The sequence below is a fragment of the Mesorhizobium sp. LNHC232B00 genome (genome assembly GCF_000502435.1).
In the GTDB taxonomy this organism is placed as follows: Bacteria; Pseudomonadota; Alphaproteobacteria; order Rhizobiales; family Rhizobiaceae; genus Mesorhizobium; species Mesorhizobium opportunistum.
This window is the reverse complement of sequence record NZ_AYWP01000013.1, coordinates 134,555-151,598: the sequence shown is the minus strand read 5'-3', so window position 1 is coordinate 151,598 and position 17,044 is coordinate 134,555. Positions and strand designations below refer to the sequence as shown.

Annotated in this window: 19 protein-coding genes; 9 read left to right on the top strand and 10 right to left on the bottom strand. The window is 62.0% G+C overall.

Features of this window, described 5'->3' with window-relative positions:
- The first annotated feature begins 16 nt into the window (after positions 1-16).
- A complete protein-coding gene (gene aztC / locus X743_RS151385; RefSeq protein ID WP_023766547.1) occupies positions 17-958 on the top strand; it encodes a zinc ABC transporter substrate-binding protein AztC in 942 nt (313 codons plus the stop codon).
- A 152-nt stretch (positions 959-1,110) separates the two neighbouring features.
- A complete protein-coding gene (locus tag X743_RS151390) occupies positions 1,111-1,449 on the top strand; it encodes a TIGR01244 family sulfur transferase (protein WP_023766546.1) in 339 nt (112 codons plus the stop codon).
- Here X743_RS151390 and X743_RS151395 read toward each other — a convergent pair.
- Positions 1,446-1,913: an Lrp/AsnC family transcriptional regulator gene (locus X743_RS151395; RefSeq protein ID WP_023766545.1), complete on the bottom strand. Its 468-nt coding sequence runs from the start codon at positions 1,911-1,913 to the stop codon at positions 1,446-1,448. The two genes, X743_RS151390 and X743_RS151395, sit on opposite strands and share 4 nt — an antisense overlap.
- Before the next feature lie 136 nt (positions 1,914-2,049).
- Between X743_RS151395 and hppD the strand changes: the two genes are divergently transcribed.
- The 3 genes from hppD to X743_RS151410 all read left to right on the top strand — a co-directional run bounded on the left by hppD (position 2,050) and on the right by X743_RS151410 (position 3,831).
- Positions 2,050-3,162, top strand: a complete 1,113-nt coding sequence (gene hppD, locus X743_RS151400; protein ID WP_023766544.1) for a 4-hydroxyphenylpyruvate dioxygenase — start codon at positions 2,050-2,052, stop codon at positions 3,160-3,162.
- A gap of 70 nt (positions 3,163-3,232) precedes the next feature.
- Entirely contained in the window at positions 3,233-3,460 is a 228-nt protein-coding gene (locus X743_RS151405; RefSeq protein ID WP_013896078.1) for a type II toxin-antitoxin system prevent-host-death family antitoxin, read from the top strand.
- Positions 3,457-3,831, top strand: coding sequence for a type II toxin-antitoxin system VapC family toxin (locus tag X743_RS151410; RefSeq protein ID WP_023766543.1), 375 nt, complete (start codon positions 3,457-3,459; stop codon positions 3,829-3,831). Before X743_RS151405 ends, X743_RS151410 begins: the two co-directional genes overlap by 4 nt.
- Here the strand turns inward: X743_RS151410 and X743_RS151415 are convergent.
- The 5 genes from X743_RS151415 to hmgA form a co-directional block, all read right to left on the bottom strand.
- Complete coding sequence (locus tag X743_RS151415; protein ID WP_023766542.1) at positions 3,810-4,370, bottom strand: DinB family protein; 561 nt, start codon at positions 4,368-4,370, stop codon at positions 3,810-3,812. The genes X743_RS151410 and X743_RS151415 overlap by 22 nt on opposite strands.
- Before the next feature lie 4 nt (positions 4,371-4,374).
- Positions 4,375-4,668 carry a hypothetical protein gene (locus X743_RS151420; RefSeq protein WP_023766541.1) on the bottom strand — a complete coding sequence of 98 codons (294 nt, stop codon included), beginning with the start codon at positions 4,666-4,668 and terminating at the stop codon, positions 4,375-4,377.
- A 14-nt stretch (positions 4,669-4,682) separates the two neighbouring features.
- Positions 4,683-5,696, bottom strand: a complete 1,014-nt coding sequence (locus X743_RS151425) for a fumarylacetoacetate hydrolase family protein (protein ID WP_023766540.1) — start codon at positions 5,694-5,696, stop codon at positions 4,683-4,685.
- Positions 5,697-5,808: 112 nt separating this feature from the next.
- Positions 5,809-6,663, bottom strand: coding sequence for an MBL fold metallo-hydrolase (locus X743_RS151430; protein ID WP_023766539.1), 855 nt, complete (start codon positions 6,661-6,663; stop codon positions 5,809-5,811).
- 11 nt (positions 6,664-6,674) lie between these two features.
- Complete coding sequence (hmgA, locus tag X743_RS151435) at positions 6,675-7,988, bottom strand: homogentisate 1,2-dioxygenase (protein WP_023766538.1); 1,314 nt, start codon at positions 7,986-7,988, stop codon at positions 6,675-6,677.
- A 96-nt stretch (positions 7,989-8,084) separates the two neighbouring features.
- On the opposite strand from hmgA, the gene X743_RS151440 reads away from it, so the two are divergent.
- A complete protein-coding gene (locus X743_RS151440; protein WP_023766537.1) occupies positions 8,085-8,522 on the top strand; it encodes a MarR family transcriptional regulator in 438 nt (145 codons plus the stop codon).
- Positions 8,523-8,757: 235 nt separating this feature from the next.
- On the opposite strand, the gene tdh is transcribed toward X743_RS151440, so the two are convergent.
- Together tdh and X743_RS151450 are read right to left on the bottom strand one after the other, a co-directional pair.
- Positions 8,758-9,792, bottom strand: a complete 1,035-nt coding sequence (gene tdh, locus X743_RS151445) for an L-threonine 3-dehydrogenase (protein ID WP_023766536.1) — start codon at positions 9,790-9,792, stop codon at positions 8,758-8,760.
- Between the two features lie 51 nt (positions 9,793-9,843).
- The gene (locus X743_RS151450; RefSeq protein WP_023766535.1) at positions 9,844-11,031 is read right to left on the bottom strand and encodes a glycine C-acetyltransferase; all 1,188 of its coding nucleotides are present in this window, start codon (positions 11,029-11,031) and stop codon (positions 9,844-9,846) included.
- Between the two features lie 327 nt (positions 11,032-11,358).
- Between X743_RS151450 and X743_RS151455 the strand changes: the two genes are divergently transcribed.
- Both X743_RS151455 and X743_RS151460 read left to right on the top strand, forming a co-directional pair.
- The gene (locus X743_RS151455) at positions 11,359-13,431 is read left to right on the top strand and encodes an EAL domain-containing protein (RefSeq protein WP_023766534.1); all 2,073 of its coding nucleotides are present in this window, start codon (positions 11,359-11,361) and stop codon (positions 13,429-13,431) included.
- Positions 13,432-13,543: 112 nt separating this feature from the next.
- Entirely contained in the window at positions 13,544-13,828 is a 285-nt protein-coding gene (locus tag X743_RS151460; RefSeq protein WP_023766533.1) for a hypothetical protein, read from the top strand.
- 42 nt (positions 13,829-13,870) lie between these two features.
- Here X743_RS151460 and X743_RS151465 read toward each other — a convergent pair whose 3' ends face one another.
- Complete coding sequence (locus X743_RS151465) at positions 13,871-14,299, bottom strand: MarR family winged helix-turn-helix transcriptional regulator (protein WP_023766532.1); 429 nt, start codon at positions 14,297-14,299, stop codon at positions 13,871-13,873.
- 115 nt (positions 14,300-14,414) lie between these two features.
- Here X743_RS151465 and X743_RS151470 point away from each other — a divergent pair, with 115 nt between their 5' ends.
- Positions 14,415-14,822 carry a hypothetical protein gene (locus X743_RS151470; RefSeq protein WP_023766531.1) on the top strand — a complete coding sequence of 136 codons (408 nt, stop codon included), beginning with the start codon at positions 14,415-14,417 and terminating at the stop codon, positions 14,820-14,822.
- 140 nt (positions 14,823-14,962) lie between these two features.
- On the opposite strand, the gene X743_RS151475 is transcribed toward X743_RS151470, so the two are convergent.
- Positions 14,963-17,008: an NADH:flavin oxidoreductase gene (locus X743_RS151475; protein ID WP_023766530.1), complete on the bottom strand. Its 2,046-nt coding sequence runs from the start codon at positions 17,006-17,008 to the stop codon at positions 14,963-14,965.
- Positions 17,009-17,044 lie beyond the last annotated feature (36 nt).

Here is a 17,044-nt window from a genome sequence, read left to right as displayed (position 1 = left end):
CAAAGGAGACTTGACCATGCTGAAATCACTCCGTGCCGCCCTGGTGATGAGCGTTATAACATTAACCGCCTTTGGCGCATCATCGGCTTTCGCGGCACCGCTGAGGGTGGTCGCCAGCTTCACGGTCATCGCCGATTTCGCCAAAAATGTCGGCGGCGACCTCATCGATGTCACCACCATCGTCGGGCCTGATGGCGACGCCCATGTCTACGAACCGAGCCCGGCCGATGCTGTGGCCATGGCCAAGGCCGATATCGTGCTGGTCAACGGCCTGCATTTCGAAGGCTTCCTGCAACGGCTGGTCGATGCCAGCGCGACCAAGGCCTCGATCATCACCTTGACCGAGGGGGTCACGCCGATCGATTTCAAGCCTGAATTCGCCGACGCGGACGCCGCTGAAGGCGCCGGCACCGGCGGCGGCAAGACGGTCACCGATCCGCACGCCTTCCAGTCGATCGCCAATGCCAGGATCTATGTGAAGAACATCGCCGAGGCCTTCTGCGCGGCCGATAGCGATGGTTGCGTCTCCTACCAGACCAATGCCGCGACCTACACCAAGAAGCTAGATGCGCTGGAAGGCGAAGTGAAGGCGGCGATCCAGTCGATCCCGGAGGCGAAGCGCGTCGTCATCACCTCGCACGATGCCTTCGGCTATTTCGAGCACGCATACGGCCTGACTTTCCTCGCCCCGCAAGGCATCTCGACCGATTCCGAACCGTCAGCAGCCGACGTCGCCAAGCTGGTCACGCAGGTAAAGCAGGACAAGGCAGCCGCGATCTTCGTCGAGAACATCACCAATCCGCGCCTGATCGAGCAGATCGCCGATGAAACCGGCATCAAGGTGGGCGGCACCCTCTATTCGGACGCGCTGTCGCAGCCCGACGGCCCGGCCTCGACCTATATCGACATGATGCACAACAACATCCGCCAGATCAAAGGCGCGATCCTCGGCAGCTGAGGCAAACCAGCGCTATCCAATCGGGTCGCATTGGCCCGGTTGGATTTTTCCGCGCACAATGTCTATTTGGCAGAGAATTCTCTCGATGCGGATTGCCGCGCATGCGGGGCAGTGGCAAGACTGCCTCCAGACCAGATTGCGAGGATGCTGCCATGGAATACCGCGAGATCAGTGAAGACTATTCGGTCTCGGGCCAGATCCAGCCCGAAGACGCCGCCGCCATCAAGGAAGCCGGCTTCAAGAGCGTGATCTGCAACCGCCCCGATGACGAGCAGCCCGGCCAGCCTTCGGCCGACACGGTGAAGGCGGCGGTGGAAGCCGCCGGTCTCGCCTTCCGCTACATTCCAGTCATCAGCGGCCAGATCACCGCCGAGAATGTCGAGGATCAGGCCGAGGCGCTGGACGAGCTCGAAGGCCCCGTCTTCGCTTATTGCCGTTCCGGTGCGCGCTGCACCAATCTTTACGGGCTGATCCAGCAGTCGAAAGCTTAAATCGGCAGCGCGCCCGTTTCCTTCAGCGTTTCCAATACGATCGCCGTCTTCACATGCTGGACGGATTCGTGCGGCAGGAGCACGCCGTTGACGAACTCCGATAGTGATTTGAGATCGGGCGTCACTACTTTGAGGATGTAATCCATCTCGCCAGTCAGCGCGTGCGCCTCCTGCACTTCCGGGAGCCGTGCCAGCAGTTCGCCGAAGCGCCGTGCATTGTCGCGGTTGTGGGTGGCCAAGGTCACCGAGATGACGTTGACCAGCGAGAAACCGAGCTTGTCGCGGTCGAGTACGGCCCGATAGCCCTTGATATAGCCGTCTTCCTCCAGCCGCTGGCGGCGGCGCGAGCATTGCGACGCCGACAAGTTCACACGCTCCGAGAGATCGTTGTTGGTGAGCCGCGCATCGCCCTGCAACAGTGCCATTATCTTGCGGTCAAAATGATCAATGCGCGTCCCATCCATGGTTTTCCCCCACGACATGCACAGTTCACGCATGAGATGATCATTTCAAGCGTTTGAATGCAAGCACCATGCACCGGCTCCGCGCTATGATGGCGCCAGATGGCCTTTCAGGCCCAGCAGCTTCCGGAGGAATATCATGGGTCCTTTCCCGCACGACGCGCCGCCCGCCAAAATCAGCAAGGACAACCCCGCCGGCACCGATGGCTTCGAGTTCGTCGAGTTCGCGCATCCGGAGCCGCGGAAACTGGCCGAACTGTTCACCCGCATGGGTTATGTGGCGGTGGCCAGGCATCGCACGAAAGACATCACCGTCTGGCGCCAGGGCGACATCAACTATGTCGTCAATGCCGAGCCGGGCTCGCACGCGATGAAGTTCGTCGACAAGCATGGTCCCTGCGCGGCTTCGATGGCCTGGCGCGTGGTGGATGCCAAGCACGCTTTCGATCACGCCGTTGCCAAGGGCGCCACGCCCTACCAAGGCGACGACAAGGCGCTCGACGTGCCGGCGATCGTCGGCATCGGCGGCTCGCTGCTCTATTTCATCGACAACTATGGCAAGAAGAGTTCGGCCTATGACGCCGAGTTCGAGTGGCTCGGCGCGCGCGATCCGCGGCCGCAAGGCGTCGGCTTCTATTACCTCGACCACCTGACCCACAATGTCTATCGCGGCCAGATGGACAAATGGTGGGATTTCTATCGCAATCTGTTCGGCTTCAAGCAGATCCACTTCTTCGACATCGACGGCAAGATCACCGGCCTGGTCAGCCGCGCCATCACCTCGCCCTGCGGCAAGATCCGCATTCCGCTCAACGAATCCAAGGACGAGACCAGCCAGATCGCCGAGTACCTGAAGAAGTACAATGGCGAAGGCATCCAGCACATCGCGGTCGGCACCGACGAAATATACGCCGCCACCGACAAGCTCGCCGACAACGGGCTGAAATTCATGCCCGGCCCGCCCGAGACCTACTACGACATGTCGTATGACCGCGTGAACGGCCATGACGAGCCGATCGAGCGGATGAAGAAGCACGGTATCCTGATCGACGGCGAAGGCGTGGTCGACGGCGGCATGACCAAGATTCTCTTGCAGATCTTCTCGAAGACCGTGATCGGCCCGATCTTCTTCGAGTTCATCCAACGCAAGGGCGACGAAGGCTTTGGCGAAGGCAATTTCCGCGCGCTGTTCGAATCGATCGAACAGGACCAGATCAAGCGCGGCGTGATCAAGGTGCAGGCGGCGGAGTAGAGCGACGCGACACCGGAGTTCTTGCGGCTCAATCGATTATGACCTAAATTATGGTCATAGGAGTCTGACGATGAACGTTCCCATGGCGAAAGCGAAGGCCCAGCTCTCCGAGTTGGTGAAGCGTGCCCAGGCTGGCGAAGAAATCCATCTGACCCGGCATGGGGAAATTGTCGCTACCTTGAGCGCTCCCGCCCGGCCCGGCGGCAGCCAGCGCTTGCTTGGAGCCTTGAAAGGCAAAGTCTGGATATCGGATGATTTTGACGAACTCGGTCCCGAATGGGACGAGTACATTAAATGAGCGGCAAATATCTGGTCGATACCCATATTCTGCTTTGGGTGCTCAACGCGGATTCACGTCTTTCGGACCATCATCGCGACATCTTTCTCGCAGGCAGGGAAGTGATCATCAGCGCCGTCTCGGTAGCGGAGATCGCGATCAAGAAATCGATCGGCAAAGTCACGCTCACAGGCGACGTCGTGGAAATTCTGCGATCAAACGGGATTCCGATCCTCGGCATAAACGAACTGCACGCGGCGAGACTTGAGCATCTGCCGCTTCATCACCGCGATCCCTTCGATCGCCTGCTCGTTGCACAGGCTCAAATTGAAGGCCTGACCTTGGTCACCGCGGACCGGCAATTTTCAAGCTACGACGTCGCGTTGGTCTGATCATCCAGGCCCAGTCGCTCAACCTCCGTTTTCCTCAGCTTCAAATCGTAATCGAGCAGGAATTCGTCGAGCTGCGGCGGCGCGACCGAGGTGCCGGACAGCATCGCGTGCACCTGGCCACGATGATGGATGTCATGCAGGAAGACGTGAGCAAGGATGTCGCCGATGCGCTCGGGGATCATGCCGTCCTCGCGTCGGTCGGTGATGATGCGGCGGTCGAGATCGGCCTCCAAAAGGGCATCGCAGAAAGCGATCAGCCGCCGGTCGGCCACAAGCTGGGCGGCGAACAGCGCCCTGGGCTCGTCGAAGGGCACGAGATCATCATGGGCAGCGGCGCCGATGCCGCCCTCCTCGAGAAAATCGAGATAGAGAAGATCGACCGCAAGGATATGGTTGAGCGTCGCCTTGATCGAGGGAAAGAAGCTGGTGCGCTCGGCTTCGAATTCGCCGGGCTCGAGCGCGAGCACGGCTCGGTAGAGCCGGTCGTTCGACCAGAGATTGTTGCCAGCCATGCGGCGCAGATGGTCAAGCAGGGTCATGATTTCATCCTGCAGAGCGAACCAGATAGAGACCTGACCACATGACCGCAAATCCGGCGAGAACGATCAGCAGCAGCCGGTTCATGCGCCGCCGCATGGCTTGCGTCTCCACGTCGCGAGCGATGTTCATATTGGTGATGGTCTGGAACATCATCGCCTTGCGGGGAAAGCCGCTGCGGTTGGTCAGGTCAGGCGAGCGCGCCTCGATGCGATAGCTCAGCCGGATGGCCAGGATGAACACCGCCAGCATGGCAAGTGCCCAGATTCCAGCCAGCAGATAAAACGCCTCCCCCGACATCCCATTGCCTCCCGCTAGCGCTCGTATTTCTCTACCTTCTGCTCGATCGCGCCGAAGATCGAATGGCCGGCTCTGTCCTTCATCTCGATGCGCACCGTGTCGCCGAAGCGCAGGAATGGCGTCTTGGGCTCACCCGACACAATGGTCTCGATCATGCGCAGTTCGGCGATGCAGGAATAGCCGGCGCCGCCCGCCGACACCGGCTTGCCCGGCCCGCCATCGAGCTTGTTGGAGACGGTGCCGGAGCCGATGATGGTGCCGGCCACCAGCGGCCGTGTCCTGGCGGCATGGGCGATCAGCGTCGGAAAATCGAAGGTCATGTCGACACCGGCATTGGCGCGGCCGAACGGTTTGCCGTTGAGATCGGCGAGCAGCGGCAGGCTGACCTTGCCGCCTTCCCAGGCGTCACCTAACTCATCGGGTGTCACCGCGACCGGCGAAAAGGCCGAAGACGGCTTCGACTGGAAGAAGCCGAAACCCTTGGCCAATTCCGGCCCGGTCAGTGCGCGCAGCGTCACATCGTTGACCAGCATGACCAGCCGGATCGCTGCGCGCGCTTCGTCGAGGCTGGCGCCCATCGGCACGTCGTCGACGATAACGGCGACCTCCGCCTCCATGTCGATGCCGAAGGCCTCGTCAGCCATGCGGATCGGATCGCGCGGTGCGATGAAAGAGTCCGAGCCGCCCTGGTAGATCAGCGGATCGGTCCAGAAGCTCGCCGGCATTTCGACGCCGCGCGCCTTCCGCACCAGTTCGACATGGTTCACATAGGCCGATCCGTCGGCCCATTGATAGGCGCGCGGCAGCGGCGAGTGTGCATCATGCTCGTGAAAGCGCGCCGACGGCACCGCGTTATTCTCCAGCGATTCCGCAATTGTCGAGAGATGCGGCGAGATCCTGCGCCAATCGTCGAGTGCCGCTTGAAGCGTACGCGCCAGGAACGAGGCGTCGGTGTACTGCGTCAGGTCGCGCGAGACGACGACGAGTTTTCCGTCACGCGTCTCGTCCTTCAATGTGGCAAGCTTCATGCGGTTTCCTCTCCTGATGCGGCTTTGGCGCCGCTTTGGTTGTTCATTTTGCGCATGATCTTTTCCGAAAACCGGTTCCCACTTTTCGCTGACGCGGTCCTTCGGTTCGGGATCATGCTAATTCCACAACAAGGCCGTCGCGGGCGATCGTCAAGTCGCCGGCCCATGTTTTCCTGACAGCGGCAACCCAGTCGGCATCGCCGATTTCGGCATCATCGGCCGGGATGAGATGGTTGAGCACCAGCCGCTTCACGCCGGCATCGCTGGCGATGCGCCCGGCCTCCTCGGCAAAGCTGTGGCTGGCGAGGAGATGTTCCCTGAGCCGCGCGCCGTTGCCGGTTCGGGCCACCAGCCGCTCGTTGCCCTCTTCCAGCATGGCTTCGTGGACGAGGATGTCAGCCCCATCGGCGAAATCGGCGAGCGGCGGAAAGAAGGCCGTGTCGGCGGAGAACACCACGCTTTTCCCGCCATGATCGAGGCGCAGGGCAAAGCAGTCGGTCACCGGCGGGTGGTCGACGCGCAGCGCCGAAACCTTCAGACCGCGTTGCCGGAGCACGTCGCCTTCGCCGAATTCGTCAATCGACACCAGTTCGCGGATGTCCGGCCGGCCCTCGTCGGCGATGCGGATTTCGATGTCGAATTCCATCGCCTGGCAAAAGCGCCGCCAGTAGTGGCCGGTGCCGGGCGGGCCGAATATGGTGATCGGGCCCGCCAGCCCCGCTGTCCAGGCGGTGTGGATCAGCGGCCCTAGTTCCAGCACATGGTCGGAATGCAAATGCGTGATGAAGATCAGGTCGAGCGCCTTCAGGCTGAGGCCGGCATCGACCAGACCGCGCGTGACGCCAAGCCCGCAGTCGACGACGATGGTCCGCCCGCCGATCTCAAGCAGCGACGAACTCGGCCACGGTCCGCCCGGCCGCAGCGCCGGGCCGCCTTTCGAGCCCAGCAGCACCAACCGATCCGGCATTGGCTTGCCGCTCAAGACCAGTCGCCCTCCGGTGTGCCGTTGAAGCGCTTCTTCAGGTCGGCCCAGCAGTCGATGTAATTGTCCTGCCGTGTTTCCAGTTCGGCGCCGTAGCGGGTCAGCATCTGCGGAAAGCGGGTCTCGAACATGAACGCCATGGTGTTGTCGAGCTTGACCGGTTTGAGCTCCGCGCGCGAAGCCTTTTCGAAGCCAGGCGCATCCGGGCCATGGGCCAGCATCAGATTGTGCAAGCTGATGCCGCCGGGGACAAAGCCTTCTTCCTTGGCATCGTACTGGCCGTGGATCAGCCCCATGAACTCGCTCATGATGTTGCGGTGATACCAGGGTGGCCGAAACGTATCTTCCGCCACCAGCCAACGCGGCGGGAAGATGACGAAATCGATGTTGGCGGTGCCCTCCTCGCCGCTGGGCGCGGTGAGCACGGTGAAGATCGACGGATCGGGATGATCGAACAGGAGGGCGCCGACCGGTGAAAAGGTTGCCAGATCATATTTGTAGGGCGCGTAGTTGCCGTGCCAGGCGACAACGTCGAGCGGCGAATGGCCGATCTCGGTGACGTGGAAATTGCCGCACCATTTCACCGTCAGCCGGCAAGGCGTTTCCTTCTCTTCGAACCAGGCGCAAGGCGTCTTGAAATCGCGCGGGTTGGCCAGGCAATTGGCGCCGATCGGGCCACGGTCGGGCAGCGTCAGCTTGGCGCCGTAATTCTCGCAGACATAGCCGCGCACTTCCTCATCGACGAGTTCGACCTTGAAGACGAGGCCGCGCGGCAGCACAGCGATCTCGCCGGGCCGAAGTTCGATGACACCCATCTCGGTAACGAAGCGCAGGGCGCCGACCTGCGGCACGACCAGCAACTCACCGTCGGCGTTGAAGAAATGGTCGTCGACCATCGAGGTGTTGGCGACATAGACATGGGCCGCCATGCCGGTCTGCCGGAGCACGTCACCGGCGGTGGTGATGCTGCGCATGCCCTGGACAAAGTCGGTCGGCTCCTTCGGCATCGGCACCGGATTCCAGCGATACTGGCCGAGCGCCAGTTCATGGTCGCCGACATTCGGCGCGCTCTTCCACAAGGGATAGTTGGACGCCTTGAAGCGGCCGGTGTGCTTGACGCTCGGCCTGATGCGATAGAGCCAGGAGCGCTCGTTGGTGCCGCGTGGCGCGGTGAAGGGCGAGCCGGAAAGCTGTTCGGCGTAAAGGCCGTAGGCCGGCCGCTGCGGAGAGTTGCGGCCCTGCGGCAGCGAACCCGGCAAGGTTTCGGTCTCAAAATCGTTGCCGAAACCCGGCATGTAGGAAAAGGCCATCGCTTCCTCCCGGAATGGATCTCAATTGACCAAACTGGTTTCATTTGTAACCATTGAAAATGTAACTATCAATCCATCACGTCGGGATGTTAGGCCATGGAAATCCTGGAACTGGAAAGCTTCCTGCCCTATCGGCTCTATCGCCTGGCCGATGCCGTGAGCCGCGAATTCTCAGGGGTATACAAGGACAGCCATGGACTGACGCGGCCGGAGTGGCGGACGCTTTCCGGGCTCGGCCAGCACGGCACAATGACCGCGACCGAACTTGGCGAGCAATCGGCCATGCACAAGACCAAGGTGTCGCGCGCCGTCGCCGAACTCGAACGGCGGCGCTGGCTGACGCGCACGCCTGATGGGAATGACCGCCGTGTCGAACATCTGACACTGACCAGAGCGGGGCTGGCCGCCTATCGCGAGATGGTGCCTTTGGCGAAGGCGTTCGAGAGGGAGTTGCTGGCGAGGCTGAGCGCCAGCGAACGCACGGCGATTGTCAGTGGGGTGGCGGCGCTGGAGAGAGCGTTGGGGGGAAAGTAAGTGGCAAAACCGAGGACTGATAGGCCGCGGGGCAGCACCCCCCTCTGTCCTGCCGGACATCTCCCCCGCAAGGGGGGAGATCGAACGTCATCCCGGCTTTCGCCAATCACCAACGGGAGAGAAATGAGCGCAGCGTAGAAACTGCCAATCTCCCCCCTTGCGGGGGAGATGGCCGGCAGGCCAGAGGGGGGTGCTGTCCCGCTAACGTCTCCGGCACAGTGCCTTCACAGCAGCCTCACCAGTCCATCACCACCTTGCCGGAACTGCCGCTGCGCATTGCATCGAACCCAGCCTGAAAATCGTAGATGCCGATGCGGTGGGTGATCAGGCCGGAGACGTCGAGCGGACCTTGCACCAGGGCGATCATCTTGTACCAGGTCTCGAACATCTCGCGGCCGTAAATGCCCTTGAGATGCAGCATCTTGAAGATGACCTTGTTCCAGTCGATCTCGAAGCCGGTTGGCGCGATGCCCAGGATGGCGATCTTGCCGCCATTGTTCATGGTGTCGATCATGTCGCGGAAGGCGGGCGCGGCGCCCGACATTTCGAGGCCGACGTCAAAACCCTCGGTCATGCCGAGCGCCGGCATGACCTCGCGCAGCTTTTCCTTCGACGCATCGACGACATGCTGGACCCCGAGCTTTTTGGCCAGCGCCAGCCGCACCGGATTGATGTCGGTGATCACCACCTTGCGCGCGCCGACGCATTGGGCGACGAGCGCGCCCATGATGCCGATCGGCCCGGCGCCGGTGACCAGCACATCTTCACCGACGAGGTCGAAAGACAGAGCGGTGTGCACCGCATTGCCCAGGGGATCGAATATCGCGGCGACCTCGTCGGGCACATCGTCGGGGATCGGCACCACATTATGCTGCGGGATCGCCAGATACTCGCCGAAGGCGCCTGGACGGTTGACGCCGACGCCGAGCGTGTTGCGGCACAGATGGCCCCTGCCCGCACGGCAGTTGCGGCAATGGCCGCAGACGATATGGCCTTCGCCCGACACGCGCTGGCCAACCTTGTATTCGGTGACCGCAGCGCCGAAATCGGCGACGGTGCCGACGAATTCATGGCCGGTGACCATCGGCACGGGCACCGTCTTCTGCGCCCACTGGTCCCAATTGTAGATGTGGACGTCGGTGCCGCAGATCGCGGTTTTCCTGATCTTGATCAGCACGTCGTTGGGGCCGATCTCCGGCACCGGCACCTCTTCCATCCAGATGCCCGGCTCGGCCTTGGCCTTCACCAGCGCCTTCATCATGTTCGACATTCTTTTGTCCCTTGAATCTCTTGATCCGCAATCGCTTCCCGGCGCCGGCGCTCAGGAAATCACGCCCAGCTCCCTGCCGACCGCGCCGAATGCCTCGACCGCACGATCGATGTCGGCAGTGGAATGCGCCGCCGACATCTGGGTGCGGATGCGCGCCTGGCCTTTCGGCACCACCGGGAAGGAAAAGCCGATGACATAGATGCCGCGTTTCAGCATGCGCGCCGCCATCTCCTGCGCCAGGCTCGCATCGCCCAGCATCACCGGAATGATCGGATGGTCGGCTCCGGCCAAGGTGAAGCCGAGCTTGCCCATCTCAGACCTGAACCGCGCCGCATTGGCATAGAGGCGCTGGCGCAAGGCGTCGCCATTGCGGATCAGGTCGAACACCTTGATCGAAGCGCCGGCGATCGCCGGCATCAGCGTGTTGGAGAAGAGATAGGGCCGCGAGCGCTGGCGCAGCCAATCGACCACCTGGCTTTTGCCCGAGGTGTAGCCGCCCGACGCGCCGCCGAGCGCCTTGCCCAGCGTCCCGGTGATGATGTCGACCCTGCCCTCGACACCGCAATGTTCGGGCGAACCACGGCCATTGTGGCCGACGAAGCCGACGGCATGGCTGTCGTCGACCATGACCATGGCATCGTATTTGTCGGCGAGATCGCAGACACCCCTGAGATTGGCGATGATGCCGTCCATCGAAAAGACGCCGTCGGTGGCGATCAGCCGGAAGCGGCAATCCTTCGCTTCTTTAAGCCGCGCTTCGAGATCGGCCATGTCGTTGTTGGCGTAGCGGAAGCGCTTGGCCTTCGACAGCCTGACCCCATCGATGATCGAGGCGTGGTTCAGCGCATCCGAGATGATCGCGTCTTCCTCGCCCAGCAGCGTCTCGAATAGACCGCCATTGGCGTCGAAGCACGAGCCGTAGAGGATGGTGTCCTCCAGGCCGAGAAAGGATGAAATCGTCGCCTCGAGCTCTTTGTGCTCTTCCTGCGTGCCGCAGATGAAGCGCACCGACGCCATGCCGTAGCCATAACGGTCGAGCGCCTGGCTGGCCGCGTCGCGCAGTTCGGCGCTGTCGGCAAGGCCGAGATAGTTGTTGGCGCAAAAGTTAAGCACTTTCTCACCGCCGACCTCGATCTGCGCCGACTGCATCGAGGAAATCACCCGTTCCGACTTGTAGAGACCGGCTGATTTGAGCCCTGCAAGCTCACTGTCGATATGGGAGAGAAATGCTGCGGTCATGATCAGGCCCTGTTTGACGTGGGTCGACTGTTGTCCTGTCCGCGCAAAAAATCCATCGCAAAAGCGACCGGGCCGGTGGTGGCCAGCATCAAATAAAGCGTCATGGCGTCGTCCAAGCACGCCCCAGGGGATCACAACGGCTGGCGAACGTTCAAATGCGGATTGAAGGCGAAAGGAGCCGATAACCATTCCGCGATCTTTCCGCGTTTCCCCCGATCTTTCCGCGTTTCCCCCTTGTCGGCCGGCTGTCGATTTCCGGTCCTGTTAACGTTTCCGGTTCAATAATGCTCGCACAGGAATCCGTTGGCGAGAGGGCCGCCCCCGAAAATGTCGCAGCAGCCGGTGCAAACCGTTTCAGGCAAGCTCATACTGCTGATCAAGGCCGGCTATTGGCTAGCGCTGTTGATCATCGCCGCCATGGTGGCAGCCTCCTTCGTGCTGCTGCAGCAGACGATGGCCACGCACCAGCACAACCATACCCTGCTCGATATCGTCGGCACGCAAAAAACCTTGTCGCAGCGCATCGTTTTCCTTGCCAATGCAACGGGTGCCGCCTCGCGCGATAAGCAGCCGGCGCTGGTCAGCGCGCTCAAGCAGGCGACGGTGGAGTTCGAGACCAACTACGATCTGCTGCTCGAGCAGACGGGGGCAAACCCGGAATCACCGGCCAAGCTCGATCCGAAGTCGATCGAGAGCGTGCTCTTCGCCAAACCCTTCCATCTCGACTATTTCTCGGTTGGGCTGATCGCCAATGGCGACCGTCTGATCTCGGCGCTTGAATCGCAACTCAACAATCTCGACAATGGCGGCTACAAAGGCAGCGCCGAACGCGTCAACCTCGACATGTCGGTCGCTAACGCCACCTTGTCGGGCTATGCCGCGCTCGGCCAGCGGATCACCGCCGAGGCTGACGGGCGCTCCGAAAAGCTGCTCTCCCTCCACCGCACGCTGTTCTACGCCACGCTCGGCGTCATCCTGCTGGTAGCGCTGTTCATCTTCAGGCCGATGTCCAACGCGATCCTTCGCAAGACCCGCGAACTAGTCGACGCGCGCAATTCGATGGCCTTCATCGCGGTTCATGACGGCCTGACCGGCCTGCATAACCGAACCTTCCTGACCGACCATTTCGAGACGCTGATCAAGGGCGCGCATCGGCGACGCGAGCGCCTGGCCGTGGTCCAGCTCGATCTCGACCGTTTCAAGCAAATCAACGATACGCTGGGCCATGCCGCCGGCGACTATGTCCTGGTCATCACGGCACAGCGCATGCGCGATTCCTGCCGGGCGTCGGATCTGTGCGCGCGGCTCGGTGGCGACGAATTCGTGATGATCCTCAACGGCGCCGGCAGCACCGAAGACATCAACATGCTGGCACGGCGCATCCTGGCGCACATCAACGAGCCGATCGTTTTCCAGGGCACGACCATTCTTCCCGGCGCCAGCGCTGGCATCGCCGTGTATCCGATAGACGCCGACAACGCGCAGGATCTTTTGGTTCACGCCGATCTGGCGCTCTATTCGGCCAAGAAGATGGGAGGCGGCAACTTCTCGTTCTTCTCGGAGGAGCTGCGCCGCGAACTCGACTATCGCAAGCAACTCGAACACGACATCAAGGTCGCCATCTCCGAAAAGGCGTTCCAGGTCTATTTCCAGCCGCAGGTTTCGCTGACCACCGGCACGATCAGCGGCATCGAAGCGCTGGTGCGCTGGAACCATGCCGAACGCGGCATGATCTCGCCCGGCGAATTTATTCCGGTTGCGGAGAAATGCGGTTTCATGCCGGAGATCGGCCGCATCGTGATCAGCAAGGCGATCAACGAAGCCGCTGAATGGAACCGCGCCGGGATTGCCTTCGGGCGGCTAGCCGTCAATGTTTCGGGCACCGAGTTGCGCGAGCATGATTTCGATGCGTTCCTGTTCGGGACGCTGGAAAAGGCCGGATTGCCGCCGCAGAAACTGTCGCTGGAAATCGTCGAATCCGTCATTCTGGACGATGAGAAGACAGGCATCGCGGCAAAGCTGCGTCACATCAGGGCGGCCGGCGTCCATCTGGAACTCGATGATTTCGGCACCGGCTATGCTTCGCTGAGCCACGTCAATCCGAACGAGATCGACCGGCTCAAGATCGACCGCCGCTTCGTCCAGAACATCCACGAGAACGGCGACAACTCCAAGATCGTGCGCGCCATCACCGAGCTTGCCCGCGGCCTCGGCATCTCGATCGTCGCCGAAGGCGCCGAAACCGAAGCCGAACTCGACTCGCTGATGGCGATCGGCTGCGATCAGGTGCAAGGCTATTCCATCGCCTTCCCGATGCCGCAGGACAAGGCGCTCGAGTGGCTGACCGCCCGCATGCCGAAGAAGGCAAAGCTGACGGTGCTGCAAGGCAGCCTGGCGTAGGCACCCGCGCGGTCCGCCTTTGACAATCAGCCATGAAACTGGCGGCCTGTCGCGACGCAAACGGATGCCGCGACCTATGACATCGTTTTGGTTTGTCCTCGCGGCCGTGTTGATGTCCGTGTTGCCGGCTCATGGGGCGGATCGCACCATCTATCTCATCTTCGACGAAGGTCCGCTCAGCGGCACCGGCAACATCCTCGACGTGTTGCAGGCGAGCCATCTGGTCAGCGAGATCGATCACCTGTTCGGCTATGGTCATTTTGCCAGACCCGGCAAGCTGATCCTGTTGATGCATGACGAGATGTTTCAGGACCGCTTCGACGGCAAGACGAAGCTAACCGAGCTGATCGCCGCGCTGGAGCTGCGCCAATGCCTTTGGAACGATCCCGACCTATGACGACTGAGAACGGGTGACGACTAAGCCAACGGGCAGACTTTCCTAGCTCTCCACATTGTTCCGCAACGCCGCCAGCACCTGCGCGAACTCCGCCAGCCGCTCGTCGGACAGTCCCACCCGCAGCCGCTTGTCGAAAACAAGCGCGGCCTTGCGTAGTGTCTCGAACATCGCTTCTCCAGCCTCCGTCAATTCGACCAGATGGACCCGGCGGTTGACGGGATCGCGGCGACGCGTCAGCAGGCCCTGTGCCTCCATCGCGTTTAGATGATGGGTCAGCGTCGCGCCCTGGATGCCGATCATACCGGCAAGTTCGCGCTGATTGGCAAGCTTGCTCGACTTGACCGACAGCAGCGTGAGCCAGACCGGCAAGGTGCCGCCCGCTTCGACCAAGGCAGCGTCGAAGGCTTGGGCGACAAGCTTGGCGGTGCGGCCGAGATTCATGCCGACCGGCGGGCGTTCAAAGGGCGTCATTGCCGGACACTAGACGGTGTTTTCCAAGGATGGAACTGGTTCATTTTATACATTGACATCGAACAGTTCGATATCTAATCATTGCACTGACAGCAAGCGAGAGAGGAGAGATGGCATGCAGTATGCCTACATCGTCGTCATCAGTCTTCACGTCATGGCAGGCGTATTCTGGGCGGGCACGACCATCGCGGTCGGCCGTGACCCGGACATCCGCGCCGAACGGTTTTTCCGGCCGCAAATGGGTGCTGCCGGCCTGGTTTTCCTGACCGGCATACTGCTCTGGTATTTCTTCCATGAGGGCGCTTTCGGCTCGATGGAGAAAGTGCTGGTATTGGGGATCGTGACGGCCCTGATCGCCGCCGGCGTGCAGGGCGCGCTGGTAGGCTCTGCCAGCAGGCAACTTGCCGGCGCTGATGCGGCTACGGAAAGCCGGTTGCGCGCGAAGATGACAAGAGGCGAGCGCATCGCCGGAGGCCTGCTGGTGCTGACAGTGCTGTGCATGGCCACCGCCAGAATGTTCTGAGCGCCGCCACGCCGCAACCTCACAGCATCGTGCGTTGTCTGGCAGCGAGCCGATGACGTGCGGGCGCGCGGATCGAGCCGGAATACATGGGCTCTCGTATGCCGGTTCGGCCGCGCGCCACCAATTTTCGCGACGAGATTTCAGATCCGCAAACCGAACCTGATCCCGTCATAGATGGCGGCATGGATGTTGCGCGAGGCGACCGCGTCGCCGATGCGCAACAGCACGAAGCCGGCTTCGTGGTTGCGTGCCGGAAAAATGTCGCCGCCGCTGACCAGGCGTTCGTAATCGACCGCGCCGCCATTCTTCGACAGCGGTCTCAAGGCCAGGTAGAGATCGTCGAGCGGCGCGGTGCCATGCTCGACCACCACCTGGTCGACCCGCCGTTCACCGCGCCAGCCGTCGGCAAAGTCCGAAGCGAGTTCGGCGACCAGTTGATTGCCCTCGCGCCGCACCGAGCGCAGGCGCGTGTTGATGGTGATGGTGGCGCCCTTTTCCTGGAACGAGCGCATGTACGGCACATGGTTCATGCCGCCCATTTCGGGCGCGAAAAACCGCTCGGGCGAAACCAGTTCCAGCCGTGCGCCGCTGTTGGCGATCAGTTCGGCCGCACCCATGCCCTGATGGCCGCCATTGTCGTCATAGAGCAAGACATTCTCGGCCGGCTTGACACTGCCGGCCATGATGTCCCAGCTCGAGGTGACGAGATTGTCGCCCGCCGCCAGCGGCGGGTTCTGCGGCAAGCCGCCGGTGGCGACAATGACCACATCGGGCGCCAGCGCCAGGACGTCGTCCTTCTCGGCCCAGGTATCGTAGCGGATCTCGACGCCGAGCCGATCGAGCTCTGCCAGCCGCCAGTCGATGATGCCGATCAATTCCTTGCGGCGCGGATTCTGGGTCGCCAGACGCACCTGGCCGCCGGCCTGGCTCGACGCTTCAAGCACCGTCACCTGATGGCCGCGCTCGGCCGCCACCCGCGCCGCCTCAAGTCCGCCGGCGCCGGCGCCGACGACAACGACCTTTTTCTTCGTCCCTTCGGTCTTGACGATGATGTGCGGAATATCGGCCTCGCGGCCGGTCGCCGCATTGTGGACGCACAGCGCCTCGCCGCCCTCATAGATGCGGTCGAGACAATAGGTGGCGCCGACGCAGGGGCGGATCTCGTGCTCGCGCCCTTCCATCACCTTTTTGATGATGTGCGGGTCGGCGATATGGGCGCGGGTCATGCCTACCATGTCGAGCTTGCCTGCCGCGATCGCATGGCGCGCGGTGGCGACATCGGAGATGCGCGCCGCATGGAAGGTCGGGAATTTCGTCGCCGCCCTCACCTCGCCGGCGAAATCGAGATGCGGCGAAGACCGCATGCCGGTCACCGGAATGACTTTGGTCAATGCCGCGTCGCTTTCGATCGAACCGCGGATGATGTTGAGGAAATCGACCTTGCCGGAGCCAGCCAGACGCCTGGCGATCTCGACGCCCTCCTCCTTCGACAGGCCTTTCTCGAAATCCTCGTCGGCGACCATGCGGATGCCGACGACGAATTTCTCGCCGACCGCCGCCCGCACGGCATCGAGCACCATGTTGGTGAAGCGCAAGCGGTTGTCGAGCGAGCCGCCATACTCATCGTCGCGATGATTGGTGGCCGGCGACCAGAAGCCGTCCATCAGATGGCCGTAGGACTCGAACTCGATACCGTCCAGGCCGGCCGCCTGGCAGCGCTGGGCGGCCGACGCATAGTCGGCGACGATGCGTTCGATGTCCCAGTCCTCGATGGTCTTGGGGAAAGCGCGGTGCGCCGGCTCGCGCACCGGCGAAGCCGAAAGCACCGGCAGCCAGTCGGCCTTGTTCCAGCCGGTGCGGCGGCCGAGATGGGTGATCTGGATCATCACCTTGCAGTCATGCTCGTGGCAGGCGTCAGCAAGCTCGGCGAGCCACGGCACGATGCGGTCGTCATAGACATGCAGATTGCCGAAGGCTGCCGGACTGTCGCGCGAGACGATGGCCGAACCGGCGGTCATGGTCAGCGCCATGCCGCCCTTGGCCTTTTCGGCGTGATAGAGCCGGTAGCGCTGCTTCGGCATGCCGTCCTCGGAATAGGCCGGCTCATGGCTGGTCGACATCACCCGGTTCTTCAGCGTCAGATGCTTGAGCTGGTAGGGCTGGAGAAGCGGGTCGTTGCTGGTCATCGTCTTCCTGCTTTTCAAACTGTGTCGAAGCAGCAT